The sequence below is a fragment of the Sphingomonas abietis genome (assembly GCF_027625475.1).
Taxonomy (GTDB): domain Bacteria; phylum Pseudomonadota; class Alphaproteobacteria; order Sphingomonadales; family Sphingomonadaceae; genus Solisphingomonas; species Solisphingomonas abietis.
This window is the reverse complement of record NZ_CP115174.1, coordinates 727,130-745,979: the sequence shown is the minus strand read 5'-3', so window position 1 is coordinate 745,979 and position 18,850 is coordinate 727,130. Positions and strand designations below refer to the sequence as shown.

9 protein-coding genes are annotated in these 18,850 nt (G+C 64.1%); 2 read left to right on the top strand and 7 right to left on the bottom strand.

Annotation, left to right across the window (positions count from 1 at the left end; genetic code table 11):
• Nucleotides 1-239: 239 nt before the first annotated feature.
• Nucleotides 240-2,378: a M3 family metallopeptidase gene (locus tag PBT88_RS03540; RefSeq protein ID WP_270077858.1), complete on the bottom strand. Its 2,139-nt coding sequence runs from the start codon at nt 2,376-2,378 to the stop codon at nt 240-242.
• Nucleotides 2,379-2,526: 148 nt separating this feature from the next.
• Entirely contained in the window at nt 2,527-4,281 is a 1,755-nt protein-coding gene (gene ggt, locus PBT88_RS03535; RefSeq protein WP_270077857.1) for a gamma-glutamyltransferase, read from the bottom strand.
• A gap of 369 nt (nt 4,282-4,650) precedes the next feature.
• On the opposite strand from ggt, the gene PBT88_RS03530 reads away from it, so the two are divergent.
• Together PBT88_RS03530 and PBT88_RS03525 are read left to right on the top strand one after the other, a co-directional pair.
• Nucleotides 4,651-6,180 (top strand): site-specific integrase, encoded by a 1,530-nt coding sequence (locus tag PBT88_RS03530; protein WP_270077856.1) that lies wholly within the window; start codon nt 4,651-4,653, stop codon nt 6,178-6,180.
• 514 nt (nt 6,181-6,694) lie between these two features.
• On the top strand, nt 6,695-9,121 hold the full coding sequence (locus PBT88_RS03525) for a hypothetical protein (protein WP_270077855.1): 2,427 nt from the start codon (nt 6,695-6,697) through the stop codon (nt 9,119-9,121).
• A gap of 139 nt (nt 9,122-9,260) precedes the next feature.
• Here PBT88_RS03525 and PBT88_RS03520 read toward each other — a convergent pair whose 3' ends face one another.
• From PBT88_RS03520 to PBT88_RS03500, 5 genes are all read right to left on the bottom strand, one after another.
• On the bottom strand, nt 9,261-11,279 hold the full coding sequence (locus tag PBT88_RS03520; RefSeq protein WP_270077854.1) for a hypothetical protein: 2,019 nt from the start codon (nt 11,277-11,279) through the stop codon (nt 9,261-9,263).
• Nucleotides 11,276-13,636, bottom strand: a complete 2,361-nt coding sequence (locus PBT88_RS03515) for a sensor histidine kinase (RefSeq protein WP_270077853.1) — start codon at nt 13,634-13,636, stop codon at nt 11,276-11,278. Before PBT88_RS03515 ends, PBT88_RS03520 begins: the two co-directional genes overlap by 4 nt.
• A 119-nt stretch (nt 13,637-13,755) precedes the next feature.
• Nucleotides 13,756-14,565 carry a phosphoadenosine phosphosulfate reductase family protein gene (locus PBT88_RS03510; RefSeq protein WP_270077852.1) on the bottom strand — a complete coding sequence of 270 codons (810 nt, stop codon included), beginning with the start codon at nt 14,563-14,565 and terminating at the stop codon, nt 13,756-13,758.
• Nucleotides 14,562-17,927 (bottom strand): hypothetical protein, encoded by a 3,366-nt coding sequence (locus PBT88_RS03505; protein ID WP_270077851.1) that lies wholly within the window; start codon nt 17,925-17,927, stop codon nt 14,562-14,564. The genes PBT88_RS03510 and PBT88_RS03505 overlap by 4 nt, the downstream gene beginning before the upstream one ends.
• Nucleotides 17,921-18,850, bottom strand: a complete 930-nt coding sequence (locus PBT88_RS03500) for a DUF4007 family protein (protein ID WP_270077850.1) — start codon at nt 18,848-18,850, stop codon at nt 17,921-17,923. Before PBT88_RS03500 ends, PBT88_RS03505 begins: the two co-directional genes overlap by 7 nt.

Genomic DNA, 18,850 nt, shown 5'->3' with positions numbered 1-18,850 from the left:
AGGGATCGATGGCGATGCCGCCTCTCCCTCCGATGTCAGTCGATGCCATAATTTTGCTGCCATGTGTCCCCGCCATGCCTTCCGGTGTGGCGGGGCACATCATGGCCCGTGGCCATGCCCGAAAGGCAGACAAGCTTGGGCAGACCGCAAACGCGTGTCATGCACAACAAGCCGATGCTGCGCAGCAATCGGGTGATCGAACGGCCCGCTCCAGACGCAGCGGGCCGCCCCTTTGCCCCTTACTGGGCGACCGGCGCGAGGCCGTGCTCTTCCAGCATCGGCCCGACATCCGGATCCTTGCCGTAGAAGGCCTTGAACATCGGGCCGTAATCCTCGGTGTGCCCCTTGCTCAGGATCATGTCGCGGAAGCGCTGTCCGTTTTCGCGGGTCAGGCCGCCATGATCCATGAACCAGTGATAGGAGTCATGCTCCAGCATCTGGGTCCACAGATAGGCGTAATAGCCCGCCGAATAGCCGTTCGACCAGATGTGGAGGAAGTAGCTCGACCGGTAGCGCGGCGGCACGTCGGTAACGTCGAGCCCGGTCTTGGCGAGCGCCGCCGTCTCGAACTGGTCGACATCCTGCTTGGGCGCCGAGGCCGGCAGCGAATGCCAGTCCATGTCGAGCATCGCCGCCGCGATCACTTCGCCCAGCGCATAGCCCTGGTTGAAGTTGGCCGCCTTCTTGATCTTGTCGACCAGCGCCTGCGGGATCGGCGCGCCGGTCTTGTAGTTCTTGGCGTAGTGGGCGAGCACCTTGGGATCGAGCGCCCAATGCTCGTTGAACTGCGACGGGAATTCCACCCAGTCGCGCGCGGTGTTGGTGCCCGAGACGGTCGGGTAGATCTGGTTCGCGAACAGGCCGTGCAGGGCATGGCCGAATTCATGGAACATCGTCGTCACGTCGTCCGAGCTGATCAGCGCGGGCTGGCCCTCGGCCGGCTTCTGGAAATTGGCGACGTTGTAGATCACCGGCTTGGTGCCGAGCAGCTTGGACTGGCCGACGAAGTTCGACATCCAGGCACCGCCCGACTTGTTGTCGCGCTTGAAGTAATCGAAATACATCAGGCCGAGCTCGGAGCCGTCCTTGTCGTAGACGGTGTAGACCATCACGTCGGGCTGGTAGACCGGAATGTCGGTGCGGCGCTTGAAGGTCACGCCATAGAGCTGGTTGGCGGCGTAGAACACGCCCTGCTCCAGCACGGTGTGCAGCTCGAAATAGGGCTTCACCTGGTTCTGGTCGAGATCATATTTGGCCTGGCGGACCTGCGCGGCATAATGATCCCAGTCCCAGGGCTTGAGCTGGATCTTGTCGCCGTCCTTGTCGATCTGCGCCTGCAGCTCGGCGGCTTCCCGCTTCTGCTCGGGCGCCGTCGCGGTGCCGAGCTGCTCCATGAACGCCTCGGCGGCCTGCGGCGTCTTCGCCATCTGGTCATAGAGCGTGTAGGCCGCCCAGCTCGGATAGCCGAGCAGCTGCGCCTTCTGCGCGCGCAGCATCGCAAGCTGCTGGATCACCGGGCGGGTATCGTTGGCATCGCCCTTCTCGGCGCGCGTGATGCTGCTGTGGAAGAGCGCCTCGCGGGTCGCGCGGTCGGTCATGTCCTCGAGGCTCGGCTGCTGCGTCGTGTTCTGGAGCGGGATCAGCCATTTGCCGTCCAGTCCACGGCCCTTGGCGTCATTGGCCGCCGCCGCGATCTTGCCGTCGTCGAGACCGGCCAGCTTGGCCTTGTCGTCGACCACCAACCCACCGGCCTTGGCGGCGGCGAGCAGCTTCTGCTGGTAGCTCGTCTCCAGGCTGGCGAGCTGGGTGTTGAGTGCCTTCAGCTTGGTCTGGTCGGCCGCCGACAGCTGGGCGCCGGCATGGACGAAGCCGTCATAATAGATTTTGAGCACCTGGGTCTGTTCGGCGGTCAGCTTGAGTGCCGCCCGCTTGTCCCACAGCGTCTTGACGCGCGCGAACAGCTTGGGGTTCAGGTTGACCGCATCGCCATGCTGCGAGAGCTTCGGCGCTTCGGCTTCCTGCACCTTGTCGAGCGTGTCGTTGGTATTGGCCTGCGCCACGCCGAAGAAGGCGAGGCTGACGCGATCGAGCATCCGGCCCGATTTCTCCAGCGCCCCGATGGTGTTGTCGAAGGTCGGCGCGGCAGGGTTGTTGGCGATCTTCTGCACTTCGACGAGATGCTGGGCCATCGCCGTCTCGAAGGCCGGCTGATAATCGCTGTCCTTGATCAGATCGAAGCGTGGCGCCTGGAACGGCAGCGTGCTCGGCGTGGCAAACGGATTGGCGCGCGCGGACGCCGGAACCTGTGCCATCGCCTGTGCGGCAAGCGAACCGGTGCCGACCAGCAACATGGCGGCGCGAAGAAACCGACTTCCCATCAAGAAATCCCCTTATGCTCGTGCGAGCGGATTGTGGATGGGCACGGGTTGGAACTTTGGGGCGCTGCGATCAAGTGGAATGCGCCGACGTGAGATAATATATCACGAGACAGCGCCCTCCGGTGGCGCGGTCGCCCGCCCGAACCCGCTACAGGCCCTTGGCCGCGCCCTCCGAACGGCGACGATCAGACGCGCCCTGCAACGGGCGGTGAGGGTCCGTAACGAGGATCGCCTCGTCGGCACCCCAGGTCGCACCGGTACGGAAATGATAGCCCATCTGCTCGAGCCGCGCCTGGCTTTCCGGGGAAAGATAGCCGGGCTCGACCGTGATCAGGTCCGGCAGCCATTGGTGATGGAAGCGCGGCGCATCGACGGCCTGCTGCACGTTCATCCCGAAATCGACGACATTGACGATGCTCTGGACAACGGTGGTGATGATCGTGGAGCCACCGGGGCTGCCCGTGACGAGGAACGGCTTGCCGTCCTTCAGCAGGATGGTCGGCGACATCGAGCTGAGCGGCCGCTTGCCGCCGGCGACCGCGTTGGCGCTGCCCTGCACCAGCCCGAAATCGTTCGGCACGCCGGGCTTGGAGGTGAAATCGTCCATCTCGTCGTTGAGGAAGAAGCCGGTGTCGCCGGCGATATGGCCGACGCCGAAGAAGAAGTTGAGCGTGTAGGTGACGGCCACCGCATTGCCCTGGGCGTCGACCACCGAGAAATGCGTGGTGTGCATCCCCTCCGGATCGGCCGCACTCCCCTTGACCTCGGTCGAGGGGGTGGCGCGATCAGGCTGGATCGCGGCCCGGATCGCGGCGACGTGCGACGGCGAGATCAGCGTGTCGACGGGGTTGTGGACGAACGCCGGATCGCCCAGCGCCGCATTGCGATCGGCAAAGGCATGGCGCTCGGCCTCGACGATGACATGGGTCGCATCGGGCGAGCCATAGCCCCATTGGGCGAGCGGATAGGCCTCGATCGTCTCCAATATCTCGCAGACCGTGGCGCCCCCCGAACTCGGCGGCGGCGGTGCGACGACCTCGTAGCCGCGATAATCGCAGATGACCGGCTTGTCCCACTGCGCCGTGTAGGCCGCGAAATCGGCCCGCGACAGCAGGCCGCCATTGGCGGCACTGGCCGCGGCGACCGCCTTTGCCGGTGCGCCATGATAGAAAGCCGCGCTGCCCCCCTTCGCGATCGCCTGCAGCGTCCGCGCGAGATCGGGCTGGATCAGCCGCTCGCCGGCCTGGTAGGGGTGCCCGTCCTTCAGGAAGGTCTTGGCGACATTGGGCTCCTTGGCGAAGTCCGCGCTGCGGCCCTGGAGCGTCTTCACGTCGCCCGGCCCCAGCACGAAGCCATTTCGGGCCAGCGCGATGGCGGGCGCGAGCACGGTCTTGAGCGGCATCGTGCCATATTTGGCCAGTGCCTCGTTCAGCCCCATGACGGTGCCGGGGGTGCCGATCGCCTTCCAGGAGGCGGTGCTCAGGCCAGGAACGACATTGCCGTTCGCATCCTGGAAGATCGTCGCCGTGGCCTTGAGCGGCGCCTTCTCGCGGAAATCGAGGAAAAGATTGCGCCCATCCGCGAGGTGGATCGTCATGAATCCGCCGCCACCGATATTGCCGCAGCAGGGGTTCACCACCGCCAGGGCATAACCGACCGCCACCGCGGCGTCGACGGCATTGCCGCCCGCCTTCAGAATGTCGGCGCCGACCTGACTGGCGAGATGCTGTTCGGACACGACCATGGCGCGAGGCGCCATGGCAGGCTTGGCGTTCGCCAGTTGCGCCACGGCATTGCGATGATCGGCATCGGTGCCGTTCCCGACGATGGTGGGGGCATCGACCTGCGCGCTGGCCATGGTTCCGGCGAGCAAGGCGACGAGCAGGGCTGAACTACGCAACATGACGTCTTTGTGCGATGCAGCGCGCGCTTCGTCAATAACGGAGCCTGTCGCGCGACGCCGAGGCCGGCCCGTTCGCCGTCGCAAGGGCGCCGTCCCGAACGGCGCCCATCGCGAACCGAGGGGTCGATCTGATTGCGGGGCCGGTGGTGCTGCCGGGGAGGATTGAACTCCCGACCTCAGCCTTACCAAAAAATCGACTATACTTTCCGATAGTTCGCTATAGTTGTAGATTGCGCTACAACTATCAGAAATAGCGAGTTTTATTTGCGTTTTTTGCGCAAGCCTACTACTCTCCTTTTAGCCACTTTTTCGGTCCGCGTGCTTCCGTGGCGCTTCCGCGAAAGCAGCGTAAAAGCGTGGAGTAGCAATATGGCAAGGCTCACCAAGCGCGTCGTCGAGGCCGCATCTGCTTCCGGAAAAGACGCTTTCCTGTGGGACGACGAAATTTCGGGCTTCGGCGTTCGCGTTTTCACGTCGGGAAAGCGCAGCTACCTCATCCAATACCGAGTTGGTGAGCGGACCCGTCGCAAGACGATCGGATCGCATGGCGTTTGGACCGCCGAAACCGCAAGGACGGAAGCCAAAATCCTGCTTGGCAAGGTCGCCCATGGCGAAGACCCGGTCGACGACGAGCTACGCGCGTCGCTGACGGTAGCGGACATCTGCGATCGGTATCTGACCGAAGGGCTTGCGACGGCAAAGGAAGGCTCGATCAAGCAGGCCAAAGCTAACATCGAGAATCACATTAAGCCTCTGCTCGGGAAAACGTTAGTCACGCGCCTAACCCGATCGGAGGTCCAGGCCATGATGCGCGACATCGCCGCAGGCAAGACGGCGAAGGTCGAGAAGCTGGGTCCGCGCTCGGTATCGCGTGTGCGCGGCGGCAAGGGCACCGCCAACCGCGCCGTCAACACTTTGTCCGCCGCGCTGACGCTTGCGGTCGATGATGGGCTGCGTCCGGAGAATCCGGCGATGAAGGTGAAAAAATATCCTGGCAAGAAGCTGGAGCGCTTCCTGTCCCCCGAGGAGTTGGTCAGGCTCGGCGGGGTGCTGACGGCTGCCGAGGCGATCGGCGTTGAGAACCCCTATGCGATTGCCGCAGTGCGGCTGCTGATCCTGACAGGATGCCGCAAGAACGAGATCCTTAAGCTCAAGCGCGAGTGGATCGACACCTATCATAGGTGCCTGCGACTCCCAGACAGCAAGACGGGAGCTAAGGTCGTGCATCTCGGCGAACCCGCCCTCCGACTCGTCGCTTCTCTCGCTCAGGTCGAGGGAAACCCTCACCTGTTGCCGGGACGTGGCGAGGGAACGCACGTCACCAATCTCGACAAAGTCTGGCGCCGACTCAGCAAAAGCGCGGAGCTGGAGAATGTTCGCATTCATGATCTGCGCCACAGCTTCGCGTCGATGGGCGCCAACAACGGCGACAGCCTTCCGGTGATTGGGGCTTTGCTCGGGCACCGCTCTACCAAGACCACCCAACGCTACGCGCACCTCGCCGATTACCCTGTTCGCTCCGCTGCCGATCGTATCGCGACGCGGATCGCGGACTATCTCGATATCTTGCCGGATATCGATGCGGACGCGGCCGAGCCGGCAGAGGTTGGCATCCTCAGCATCGCTCCGACCGCCGACGAACTCGAATCTGGACCCGATCCCGTTCTCGGCAAGGCAATCCGCACCAAATGGCTGGACGCGCGCGCGGCGGCTGCCTTCCTAGGCAACACCGTCGGCACGCTGCAAACCTATCGCTGGATGGGAACCGGGCCCGAATTCACCAAGATCGGAAGGCGCGTGGTGTATTCGCGGGATTCACTGATCTTGTGGCGCGATGCTGGTTCAGTGGAAACAACGAAAGTACCAGACCTCAGAAGGCAATTTTTCGCAGACCACTGATAATCTTCCAGTAATCATGGTAATCAGATTTCCTGTATCGGCCCAGGCAATCACGGAGTAATCACCGTATTATGGAACAGGATTCGGGACACGGCAAGGTTTGTTGGGAACCAGCTGGTCCGCTCTGCGCGCTGATCCAGCGCGTCCCGCTGGCCAATCAGCGACAGCTAGGCGCTCCAATCTCGGCCATTCAGGAATGATCCCACTGATCTCAAAAGCCGCCCCACGTTTGCCTTGATGGCGAACGCAGAGTGCAGTCGAACAGTGAGTAAACGAAATCAAAAGCGCTAGTTGTGTAGCTCCTGCGCATGGCGTTCCGCTAATATCCGCGAGTGGAGTATGATGGACATTGATTCGCAGGCGCTCAAGGTTGACCGCCAGGGAAAATGGCGCCGCACGGATTCGAACTCGGCAGGCATATAGCCTTCGTTACCGTTACGAAGCCGCATGGGCAATTTAAGGTTATTTGACGAAGTATGGCGCTCTGATCATAACTCAATGGCAAGGGGGGCGAATGCCGACGCGCGAGCTATTTATGCGGCTGCTAGCGGCCGGCACCGAGGACGAGGTCCAAGGGATTTTGGACGCGGAGGGGCTAACGATCGACCCAACGAAGTGGACCCCTTATGGCGACAACGAGTCCTTCTACGGCGTGGTTGAGAACCAGCAAGCGCACCCAGTCCCCGCGCTCGTCGAAAAGATCACGAACGGCATCGACGCCATCCTTGAGAAGAAGGTGTTGCAGGCCGGGCTGGACATCCGTTCGATCGAGGCGCCCCGCAGCGTCCGTGAGGCGCTTGACCGCTACTTCCCCGACCACCGCAACTGGGATCTAGGCGATGCCCGCCGTCGACAGGCGCGCGATCTGCAGATAGTCGCCAGCGGACCGCGTCGGGACACGTCGCTGCTTGTCTACGATGACGGGGTCGGACAGGCCCCGGAGGACTTTTCCCGCACGTTTCTTTCGCTCCTGCGTGGCAATAAGAACGACGTCCACTTCGTGCAGGGAAAGTACAACATGGGTGGTGCCGGCGCGATCGCGTTCTGCGGCGACCGTCGCTTCCAGCTGGTCGCAAGCAAGCGCTACGACGACAAGCATCCGCTAGGTTTCACCCTTCTTCGCCGGCATCCGCCCGAACTGGCCGAGGCCGCCAACCGCAAGAACACCTGGTATGAGTATCTCGTGTTCGACGGGGAGGTGCCCGCGGTCGATATCGACGAGCTCGACATCGGCCTGGAGGGTCGCACCTTCCGGACCGGATCGATCCTGAAGATGTATTCCTACCGGCTGCCGGAGGGGGCGCGCTCGATCATCTCGCGCGACCTCAACCTCAGCCTCAACGAGTTCCTGTTTGAGCCGGCGCTGCCGTTCCTTACTGTCGATAACAACGAACGCTATCCGGACAACCGGGCGCCCGTGACGCCGGTCTACGGCCTGAAGCGCCGCCTGGAGGCGGACACTGAGACCGTCGAGGCGCACTTCTCCGAAGTATCGCGGACGGCGAAACTCGGGGAGCTCGGCGTCACCGTCTATGTGTTCAAGGCGCGTTCCCGTGGACAGGGCGTTAAGGAGACCAAGCAATACGTCCAGCGCGAATACTTCAAGAACGGCATGACAGTGCTCTTCTCGCTGAACGGCCAGGTTCACGGATCATACACTTCCGAGTTCGTCACACGGACGCTCAAGATGCCGCTGCTCAAGGATTACCTGCTCGTCCACGTCGATTGCTCAAACCTGCACCTCGCGGTCCGCAACGAGCTGTTCATGGCGTCGCGCGACCGCCTCAAGTCCGGCGACAAGGCTGACACGATCCGCAAGCACCTGCGCGACATGCTGCTCGCGAGCGAGCTCAGGGAGATATCGAAGCGCCGCAAGTCGAGCCTAGGCGTGGACAGTGGCGATGCGGGGCAGATGCTCCGTGACCTCACGCGCAACATGCCGATGAACGACGCGCTGACCAAGATCCTGCGCCAGACATTCAACATCTCGGTGGAGAAGCCCGGCACGGCGGACAAGAAGCCGCGCGAGGAACCGCAGCGACAGAAGCGCGAGCCTCGCGAGGTGCCGCCCTTCCATCCCCAGCGCTATCCTTCCGCTTTCAAGGCCAAGGGCGGTGACGCGCAGGAGGGTGGGCTGAAGCTCTATCGGCTGCCTGCTGGTGGTAGCCGCACCATCGCCTTCGCGACTGACGTCGAGAACGACTTCTTCGACCGCACCGACGATCCTGGTGACTTGTCGCTTGCCATCATGCGGCCCTCTGCGAGCGGCCGTGGTGGCGGTGGCAAGCCCGATCCAAGCGCCGAGGGTGACTTGCTGGACGTCGTCCGGACGAGTCCGTTGGAGGGCACTATCAAGGTCGGCATCCGCGCGACTGTGGAGATGAAGGTAGGCGATACCGTCGAGTTGGTGGCGACGTTGACGAGCCCGCAGGGCGACCTGACGGAGACGGTCCTCGTCCGTATCACCGATCCGGAGCGCCTTCCGCCGCGCAAGGAGCCGGACGTCGAGCCGCCGTTGGGGATCCCTGAGCTCGTGCTGTGCTCCCGGGACGGCGGGGCGGGCCTCAAGTCGTGGGATGAGATCAACGAGGCGGGCATCGAGATGAACCACGACGTCGTGGTTTATCCGTTCGTCGACGACGACAAGCTCGCGCGCATCTACGTCAACGTCGACAGCAGGGTGCTGAAGGACTTCAACTCGGGCGCTCGGTCCTCCGAAGCGATCGAGTTGGCGGAGCGGCGCTACATTAGTGCCGTCTATTTCCACACGCTCTTTCTGTTCGCGACGACTAAGTCGCGGAAATACGACCTCCGCCGCGGCGAAGGCGCGGAGGGCGAAGACGTCGATGTCGCCGACTACGTGTCGGACGTCTTCAACTCTTCCTACGCGCAGTTCCTACTCAACTTCGACACCGCGGACCTGATCGACGCGGTCGGCTGACGCATTCTTGGGTGGCGCACGCGACTCCCGATGGCGCGGATCATTGACTGGCTGAACCGAGATTTCGCCATTCGCGCTGCGTCGCAATGCTCGGGCGGCGGCCGGCCTGGACCCGGATTATTCTCGCTGCGCGCTCGCGTCAGTCCGCCAGCGGTATGACCAAAATCCGCGCGCGGGTGTTAGCCTGTTTCTTCGGATCGTCAGCCGTTTCCGCCGCCGCGAGCACCTCGATCTGGCCGTCAGACCCGCGCGGTCCTGGCTTTAGCGGCCGTACGAGGCTGATGTAGATCGGCATCTGGTTGATCAGGCCAAGAGCGTCCTGGGCCGCGGCGTGCTTCGCATCGTCGCCTTCGCCCACAGCCTCGAGCGCAGCCTTTAATCGCTCGAGCATGCCGCGACTGGCCTGATACAGGAGCATGGCCTTCCCATCTTGGATCTTGCCGTCCTTGAGCTCGGCGAGCTTGACCTGCCCAAACTCCCAGAGCTCGCCAGCGTCCACCCCCACGGCTAGGACCTCGTCGTATTCGGAATTCTTCGCCGTCGTCCGGCGGACGAACACCTTTCCCGCCTTTGGTCGCGGGAAGAGCGGAGGGACCTCGGTGCCTATGCGGGTCAGCTTGCCCGCGAACTTCTCTCGGACCTTGTGGAAGTATAGCTCACGTATCCGACCCAGACGCCTATAGCCCTCTCCCGGGCCGTCGGTGCTCATCTCCTGCCAGCTCAATGCGACGGGGTCGGCCATCCTCCACGCCAAGTGGAACGTCTGCCACGAATTGCCCTCCTTTACCCTGATAAAGTCGGTATCTTGCTCTACAACCTTGCCGTCGACGTCTCGCTTGATCCGGCGCATCTCGCCAGGAAGCATCAGGACGCTTCCAGCCTTCGGCGGTTGGTTCGGCAGTCGCTGCAGCAGGTCGCAGCTTGGCGTCATGACCAACAGCACTTGGGCACCGTCGAGGGATGTCCCTCCATCGGCCTTGGGCTTGACGAATAGATCGCCCTCGACGAGGTCGTTGGCGGGAAGTGGTGCCGGGAAGGCATTCGGACCGGAACCGCGGCTCTCGTCGAACAGAAGGTCGCCATATGCGTCGGCGATCGCGCTCGTCGGGCCGTCGTAGGTCTTGGCGAGGGGCCCCGCCTGCGGAGGCAGACCTGCTTCGTCGATGGCGAAGAGCCTGGTCTTCTCCCCGCTGGCCCACACGCCCTTGTTCAGTTCACGTGTCACGCCGGCGGCCAGGGAAGACGTCATGAACCACCGCAAGTAGTTCCCGACCGTTACGCCCTCCCGCGTTAGCCGGAAGAAGTCCAAGTAGATGAGGTCGGAGATGTCGAGCTCCATCATCTGCCCGAAAACGGCGTCGACCGCCTTCGCCGCTCCCGACTTCCAGTCTTCCACAAGGCTTTCGACGACGGCCGCCTGCGGCGATGCCTCGATCAGGTCGTGGAGGTTGACAAGTTCTGCGATGTTGTCAGCGGTCAGCTTCTGCTTTGGGAACAGGCGGAACCGGCTCTTCATGAGCTGCGCCTTCGTGCGGAAGACCTTCTGGTCGATCTCCTCGGCCTTGCTGGAGACGAGCAGGAACGATGGCGTCGCGCGTCCCGCTGCGCGTGCGGCACCGACGATCTCGGCCACCGCGTCCGTCGACTTCTCAAGCGCCTGCGCCAAGGTGAGGTTCTGACCCAGGTAGAAGTCGACCAGCACCACGTCGGTGCGAGCGAGCTCCTCGGCATCGAAGGAGGTGCCGTGGACAGTGACGGTCCTCGCGAGGTCGACCCTGAATAGATCGAGCATCTGGATCACAAGGTCGAGCATGCCGAGGGCATCATGACCATGCCCGGTGAAGAGTTCTTGGATCAGCCCGGTCGTCCTCACGGCAAGGCGGCGCCCGCCAACGCGGGGCTTCCATATGGCGCGCCACACCGGGTCAAGGTCGGTTTCTTGCAGTTCCTCGAACGGCGGCAGTTCGGGCGCCGCCACGCCGGCGACGCGACTCACCGCGCGGCGCATGACTTCGTCATCGTTATAGATGCGACGGAAAGCGCGATAACGCTCGCGGTCAAGTCGCTTAGGATCCGGGGCGTCGAACACGTCGTCGATCATCGCGACGCGGTTCATTCCGTGCTCGTCGCAGGCATCCTTGAGGAGCGCGGTGGTCATTTCGAATCACCCAGCTCAAGCACGAATGTGGAAAGGCGGTCGTCCTCATTGAGCTCGTCCGTGTCGAGCGATAGGGCCCAGTCGTGGTATCGCGCGAGCTCGCGCGAGATGTAGAGGCCGAGACCTCGGCCCTGGCCAGGCGGCTTCGACGTCTTGAATGGCTCGAAGACCTCCTCCGCGCTCGATTGGGCGATCCCCGGCCCATTGTCGCTGAACCGCAGTTCACGCGCACCTGCATCGACTTCAATCTGGATGCGTGGCTGGAAGCCGCGTTGGCGGCGACCCTCGACCTTGAGCCAGTAGACTGAGTTCTCGACCAGGTTCTCGATGATCTGGATCAGCATGCCGCGCACGGCCTTGATCTTCATGGGTCGCCGCGGTCCCGTGATCTCGACCGCGATCCCATGTCGCGCGAACTGCTGGCTGCGGCCGTCGACGACTTGGTTCACCACTTCCATGATGTCGAAGGTCGACTTGGTCTGGCGGCGTGACGTGCTCAGCGGGTCGAGCGTGTCGACGCGCTTGGCGAGCGTCGACAGCTGGTCCTGCAGCGTCCCGAGCGCAGCTATGTCTGTCCGGCCGAGGAGATCCTCGTCGATGTCGCCGATCGCGTCGAGCGCGCGCGCCGAGCTTCGTCCGATCTCGTGGAGGATGAACTCGACCATCAGCCCAATGCCGGCCAGGTGGACGAACTTGGAGCGGTCGTCCTCATATTCCCGCGCCATCGCTTTCGCGTGGTCGATGTGGCGGGCGAGTTCGGTGGTCATCTGCTCAAGCTGGTTGATCGTCGGGGTCGCCTGCGGCGCGGCCTTCCGCAGCTCGAGCAGCTTCCGCGCGATGCCCTCCTTCGTCGCTGCGATCCGCTCGTCCAGGTCGTCGGTCGTGGTGTCGTCGATCAGCTTCTTCTCTTTGTCGACGTTCTCGATGAATTGGCGGAATTCAGAGATCAGCACGTGCCTGAGCATTCCGACCAGCACCTGCTTGAAAGGATTGTCGGCGAAGCCCTCACGGTTGGTCTGCTCGACCAGATGGTGATTGCGGGCGGTGAGATTCACCGATCCGATGATCTGAGAGCGGTTGACCTTATACCCTCGGGCGGACAGCGCCTTCTTGTCGAGCTCAAGCCAGTCGTCGTCCTGCCCGCCGTAGGGTGGGATGCGGAAGAAGTCGCGGAACACCATGAGGCCGCCGGCCCAGGCGTTGACCTCGTCGAGCACGTCGCCGCGCTTCTTGTTCAGCTCCGGCACTTCCTTCAGGATGCGGCGGTTGTACCAGTAGAAGCGGATCTTAAAGGGACCGAGTTCGCGCAGCGTCCTCGGCCCGGTGCGGATCTGGCGATCCGCTATCGGGTCGGTGAGGCTGATCAGCTCGGCCTCGATCAGTTCGAACTGTTTCTGGCGGCCCCGCAACCGATACTCGATGTCACCGCGGAGGCGAGGTGACCCATCGCGACGGATGTAATATTCGGCAGTGACGACGGCGTGGGCCTGGTCGAGCAGCCACTGCGGGAGCGCCGGGATGTCCTGGCGACGGCCGTTGAACCTAAAGTCGAAGATCTCGTCAGGATCGCGCCAGCCTGGTTCCCGGCGCGAAGTGGGAAACGGATCGACGGTGCGGCGGAACTGGCCTTCGACCATCTCGCGGAAGGTTGCAGCGTCCCAGTCACCGCGCAGATTGCGGATCGTAATCGTCGTTCCGCAGATGCGCGGATCCGTCTTGCGTTCGCCGCGGTGTGGCGCGAGTTCGATTTCGCCGATCAGAAGGCGAGATTCGTGGGAGAAGCGGTCCCAGTCGATGTCGAGCAGGTTCTCATACCGCTCGCCCGAGGTGCTCGTTGTAACGATCATGTGGTCGCCGAGACGCATTGCGGACAGACGGCCGACGCCCTTGTCACCCAGGATGGTTCGCGAAGGCTGGATGAACCTTCCATCGTCGTCGACCTTCTGCGATCGCCGCGAGCGTGTCCCGATTGTGAGGAACTTCTCCTCCAGATCGGCGGCCGTCATCCCATGTCCGGTGTCGCGGACTTCCAGCCAGTTGTGCTCGTGGAAGGCTTCCCGGAGCACGGTCTCGAAGTCGTCAGGGTCGTCGCCCGCGCCTTCCAGCGCGCGCTGAAAGGCGCGGCGGGCAATCGCCGGGGCGCCGGTTTCGAGCTGCCGTATCACTCCGCGGCGGACCTCGCCCACCTCTTCGCCGGCCTCGATGTCCTCCAGCGCTTCGTTGAAGGCGGATCGTCGCAGGACGACCTGCATCTCGATCTCGACCTCGTCGGAACCGGCGTCGATGCCGTTCTTGACGAGTTCATACAGCGCCACGGCATCCGAGCTTATAAGCTCGGCGCCGAGTTCGAGGATCATCCGCGCTGATACCTTAAACGGCAATCATCCCCCTTAGCTGCTTCCCGCAGCTACTAAGCCTAATTCGTAAACACTTAGCTGGCGAGCAGAACCCGAACGGAATCTGCGCTACTCTGAAGTCAAAGTGTGCAGATGAGGCAGGCTTCGCCGTCCTCCTCGTCGGTGCGCTCAGCCCTCGCGAAGACCTGCTCGAGCGTGAGGTTGTCGCCGCGTGCCTCCTTCGCGAGCTGACGGCGGCGGTGCTCATCCTTGATCGCCTGCATCCGTTCCGGCCGCTCCAGCTCCGCAAGGCTCTCACGCTCGCTCCAGGTGAAGGTGTTGCCGCTGCCTTCGTAGACCTGCTCGTAGCCCTTAGCCTGCTCATAGAGGTCCGGGTAGGTTTCTTTGAGGCGGACCCACTCGATCTTCTGCTGGTAGAAGCAGAAGAAGCACCCTGAACGGCTCCGGCCCCACTTGGTGTAGGGCGGCATGCCAACGCCGGATACCCGCAGGATCTCCTCAATGTCGGGCAGCTTCAGCCCATCTTCCTGGAAGGGATAGGCGGGGGTGATGTTCTCCTTGTGGCTGATGTAGCCTGAGCGGTTTTCGTCCGCCCGCAGCCCGACGTAGTTGATTACCGGATCGTCGCCGATGAAGTTCTCGAAGGGCTTGAGCTTGAGCATCTTCGTGCACCAGCGGCGGTGGTTCGAAGGTATCATCCCACCGTAGACGTCCAACCAGTGGTCGAAACCCAGTTCGGCGTTCAGCCGATTGACGCGAACCCCCAGGTAGTCCTCGATGCGCTCGAGATACTCGTAGGTTTCCTTCAGCTCCTTGCGAGTGTCGGAGAAGATGTATTCCATGTCGGGGACGCGGTCGCGCATGTAGATCGCGAGCGCGGCGGAATCCTTGCCGCCGGAAAGGCTGAGGACGTGTCTGACCTGGGTCATGTGCTTACCTTCGCCTCCTGGGCATCGATCATTTCGGCCAGCAATTCGGCGAGCACCCCAGCCGGGTTATCGACGCCAGCAAGCGACCTACGTACCTGATCGACCTGGTCGGGGTCCACCCGTCCGCCTTCGACCACGACGGCCCGCTCCTCGCCCGAGGTGGTCATCATGTGAAGGCTGACCATTTGCGTGCGTTTCTTGGCCGCCCGTTCCTTGAGGAATAGCCAGCGCGACAGGCGTCCGGCCATCTCGCGGGCCTTGAACGAGAACGTGTCGAGCGAACCGTCGTCCCAGTTCTCGATCCGACGTCCGGCGATCATGCCGGCAATGCCGTCGAGCCACCGGTCGTCCGCCTGCTCGCCACCGAGCGCGCGATCGACGAACTGGCGTAGCGGGTAGTCGGTGAGTTCGCCGCGCAGGGGGCCGAACTCGACCTCGATGCGCGTCCGCACCGCCGCGGCGTCACGCTGGCCGAAGGCTGAGGCGAGCGAGGCAGCCGCCAGCCGGCGCTGCGTCGGATCGATGTCGGCGAGTTCCTCCAGAGCCGAGGACAGCTGCTCGACATAGAGCGCCGCGTCGATCCGACCGTCCTCGCCGATGCACTTGCAGGCACGGGGCAACTGATCGAACACCGTGTCGAGGGGGTCTCGCGCCTTCGAGAGCGCGGTGCGGACTCGTTGCGCGAGTGGCGAGGCCTTGCCGCTGATCCGCGCGTTGTCGGGAAGCCTGCTAAACCAGCGATACAGCGCCTCGACGACTGACTTTACCTCGGCTGCGGGCCGCGGGATGTCCGTCGGCAGTGCCAGACCGGCGGACAGGCGCTCGAGCACCTCGGTGCGTTCGTTGTTGCCACCGATCGCCCGCAACGCGAAGTGGCCGAGGTTCTTCGCCAGGCGCATAAAGTGCGCGCTGGTTAGCTCGGGGACGAAGCTGTTGCGCTCCATCAGCGCGATCTCGCTGCGGTGGTGCAGCATGTAGGCGGTCACTAGGAGAAGCGACGGCCCCGCACGGAGACCCCAGGGTGCCTCCGCCAAGAGCGTGGCGATCCTGTCGAACGTGACTGGAGCGCCGCCCTTCAGGATCTCGCCCAGCCGGTCCCATATCGGCCGCCAGCGAAGATCGTGGCCGGGCTCGGGAGCGACGAACCTCCATTCACCCGGCGAAACCTCGCGATGCATTCCGCTGGCCGCGAACATGGCGAGGTGGATCGTGCGCTCCGGCGGTGCGCCCGTGAGGCCGAGCATCGGCTTGCCCTCGTTCTCGAGCATCGTCTCTAGGAGCCGCATGCGCGCGCTCGCGACCGCCGTAGACAGCTTCGAGCGGTTAATCAGCTCGTTCCTCAGGATCGGGGCGAAACGGAACTCGTCGTCGCATGTGTCGCTGATGCGGCGGCTGAGCGCCCCGCGACCAGCGATCTCGACGACCGCGCCGTCCTGAATCCAGTCCGACCCGCCCGGGGCCGCCAGCGCTGCGAACGTGTCGGCTAGGGCCGCTTCCGCCTGCGCGATACGGGCGGTAACCTCAGCGCGCGCCAGGTCGTCTACGCGCAGCTCCGCGCAGTTCTCGGCGACCCAGCGCCATTGGCGCAACCGGTCCGCCCATTCGAGGTCGCCCGGCACGACGCGGTGGATGTGCACCAGCGCCAGTACGCCCGCATCGGCCGACAGGCTGAGCGCGCGCTCGTGGATCTCCGCCATGTCGTCCTGCGGATGCGCCGCGAGCACCGCGACGACTCCGTCATGCGTGCCCGGTATCGAGATCGGTGTGTCGTCCAGCGCGGCGCGCAGGCTGACCGAGAACGCCCGGAGCGTTCCGCTTCTTTGGTAGTGGGCATGCGCTACAAGCGGGCGTGGCGCCGGCAGTGTTGCCATCGCCTGGTCCAATCTGTCCGTGCTCGGGACGCGGATGCGCGCTTCCTCCAGCCATTGGTCGAGGTCAACGCTGGAGCGCGACCAGAGGCTGTAGTCGCCAGCCTGGGGACGCCGGTAGACGAGCCCTTTCGCGGCGAGGCCCTCCAGCGCATCGCTCACGGTCGCCTCTTCCTGGCCCAGTGCCCAAGCCAGTGACGTAGTAGTCGCCCTCAGGGACTGGATTGGTTCGAGAACGGCCAGTAGCGCGACCGAGCGGACGACGTCTGCTTCCACGCTTTCCGGCTCGACCTGGGCGATGGCGTCCAGTGCCAGGTGCCAGCGGCGCTCTCGGTCGGCGGAGCCGAACCGGATGCTGCCCTGCGCGGCGAAGTAGTCAAACAACTGCGGCAGCCGATACCAGTTGTCCGGACCGTATGGCGTCGCCTGAACGAAGCGCTGGAAGCCGCTTGGCTCGAGCGTTTGCAGGAAGCCGAAAATCGACCGCTCGTTCTGGCCGACGCGCCGTGCCGCGACCGCGAGGGCGGCGAGCGCGGCGGGATGCAGGGGATAGAGGCCCTGCGCCACCCGCAGCGCGTCCGTCGCGTCCCCGCTCAGCGCACCGAGCTCGAATGCGCGAACATAGAGGTCGCGCGCTCGCGCCTCGACTGCCTGGCTATGGGCCTTGCTCGTCTGCAGGGCGCCGGCGACGAGGTGGATCGTCTGCTCCAGGCTGTCGCCGAACGGTATCTCCTCATACCTGTCCGCGGAGCGCGTCCATTCCGCCTCGGCCAAGCCACCGAGCGCGGCGACGTATTCCGCGAACCGGTGGTGGAGGATGCCGATCACCGCGAGGGGCGCGCCACCGTTGCCGCCGGCGCGCTCTGCCAGCTGTTGGAAGAGCGACGGATCCTCGGTGCGCGGGTTCGCCGCCGCGTGCTCGACGTAGCGACCCATCTCGTCTACCAAGAGCAGCGTCCGTCGGCCGCTGGCGGACATCGTCGCACGCGAGAGTGCCTCCAGCGCATCGACGGCCGAACGTGCGGCGACCCCCGGGTCAGCTCCCCCCAAGGCTTCGGCCGCCGCTGAGGCGACGCCGTTCAGCTCGAGCACTTCGGCATGCGCGCGCACGGTGGTGAGCAGATCGCGGGCGAAGCTGGTCCTCCTGCCCCCCATGAGAACGATCTCGTGGTCCGCCAGCTCTGCGGCCTCTGGCACGCCGGCGGAGACGGCAATGTCCCTTGCAACCTTTCCGCCCATGGCGAGCCTGCACAGCAGGAGCGCGAAGGATGACTTGCCGCTGCCATAGGGGCCGGTGACCCGGAAAGCTCGTTGGGTGGACGTGCCCGATAGGCCGGTCGCCAGCCGCTGAAGCGCCGAGCGTGCCGAGGACGTTATAATGTAGCCGTCGAGGGCATGCGGGTCCGCAAGGTCGCGCGTGACATCGGTCGAGCGGACATAGCGGCGCGACAGGGATACCCGGTCGGCGATCGGCTTTTCCACGCGGCTCACCATGCGACCTTCTCCAATTCGTCCGGGCCCGAACCCCTCGAGCACACCAGCTCCAGGCCACCCACGCCGTCGTTCCTGAGCGTGAGCGTCCTTGAACGGATGCACACGTCCTCGAGCAGTTCGTGCATAGTGACCTCGTCGAGCCGGAACACGGAACCGGGCGATACTTTGTCGAGCATGATCGAGCGCATCGTCAACGCCTTCGAGCCCGGCGCCGCGAACCGCCAGTGGTCGGCGAGCGCGAATGCCAGCGTCGGTCCCCCGATCCCGCGCTTGCGGCCCCGGTTAAGCCGCATGGTCGGGATACCACCCGGGTTGACGGTGCGCAGCAGGTCAAGTTCCTGGAAGGGCGAACCGAGGGTGTCCTCGAGCACGGGCGCGCCCCTGTCTGTCGCGGCGTCGTAGGTCTTTAGCAGGATGTCCAGATGCGCCGCCGCAGTGCCGGGATTGATGCCGCTTCGGCCCGCGCTGGCGGAGGCGACGATCAGCTCGAGCAGCCGCTGGCGCGAGACCTCCACGTCGGTCACGCTCAGGAACGCGGCTGTCCAGGCCCCCAGACCCCCGTGCGCTGTGATCTGCCAGTGAAGCCGCCACAGCGAGTCCGCGTCCTCCAGGTAGGGATCGGCGCCAAGGTCGGGATCCAGCAGCCGCCGGCCGAACTCGGTCGGCCGAACGATGCGGCCTTCGGTCGCCGTGACGCCGAACGCCTCCCCCCAGAACCTGACCGAACGGACCATGTTCTTTCCCAGTCCCAGCGAAAGGATCGCGTGCTCGTCGTCCCTGAACAGCTCCGGATCCCGTATGACTGCCTCGTAAAGCTTTGGCAGCCAGCCGTATCGCACCGCGAAGGACTCGTGCCCGGAGAAGACGCGGGCGCGTCCCCGGTCGTCGTTCCGCGCCATCACGGTTTCGATTACCGTCGCCAT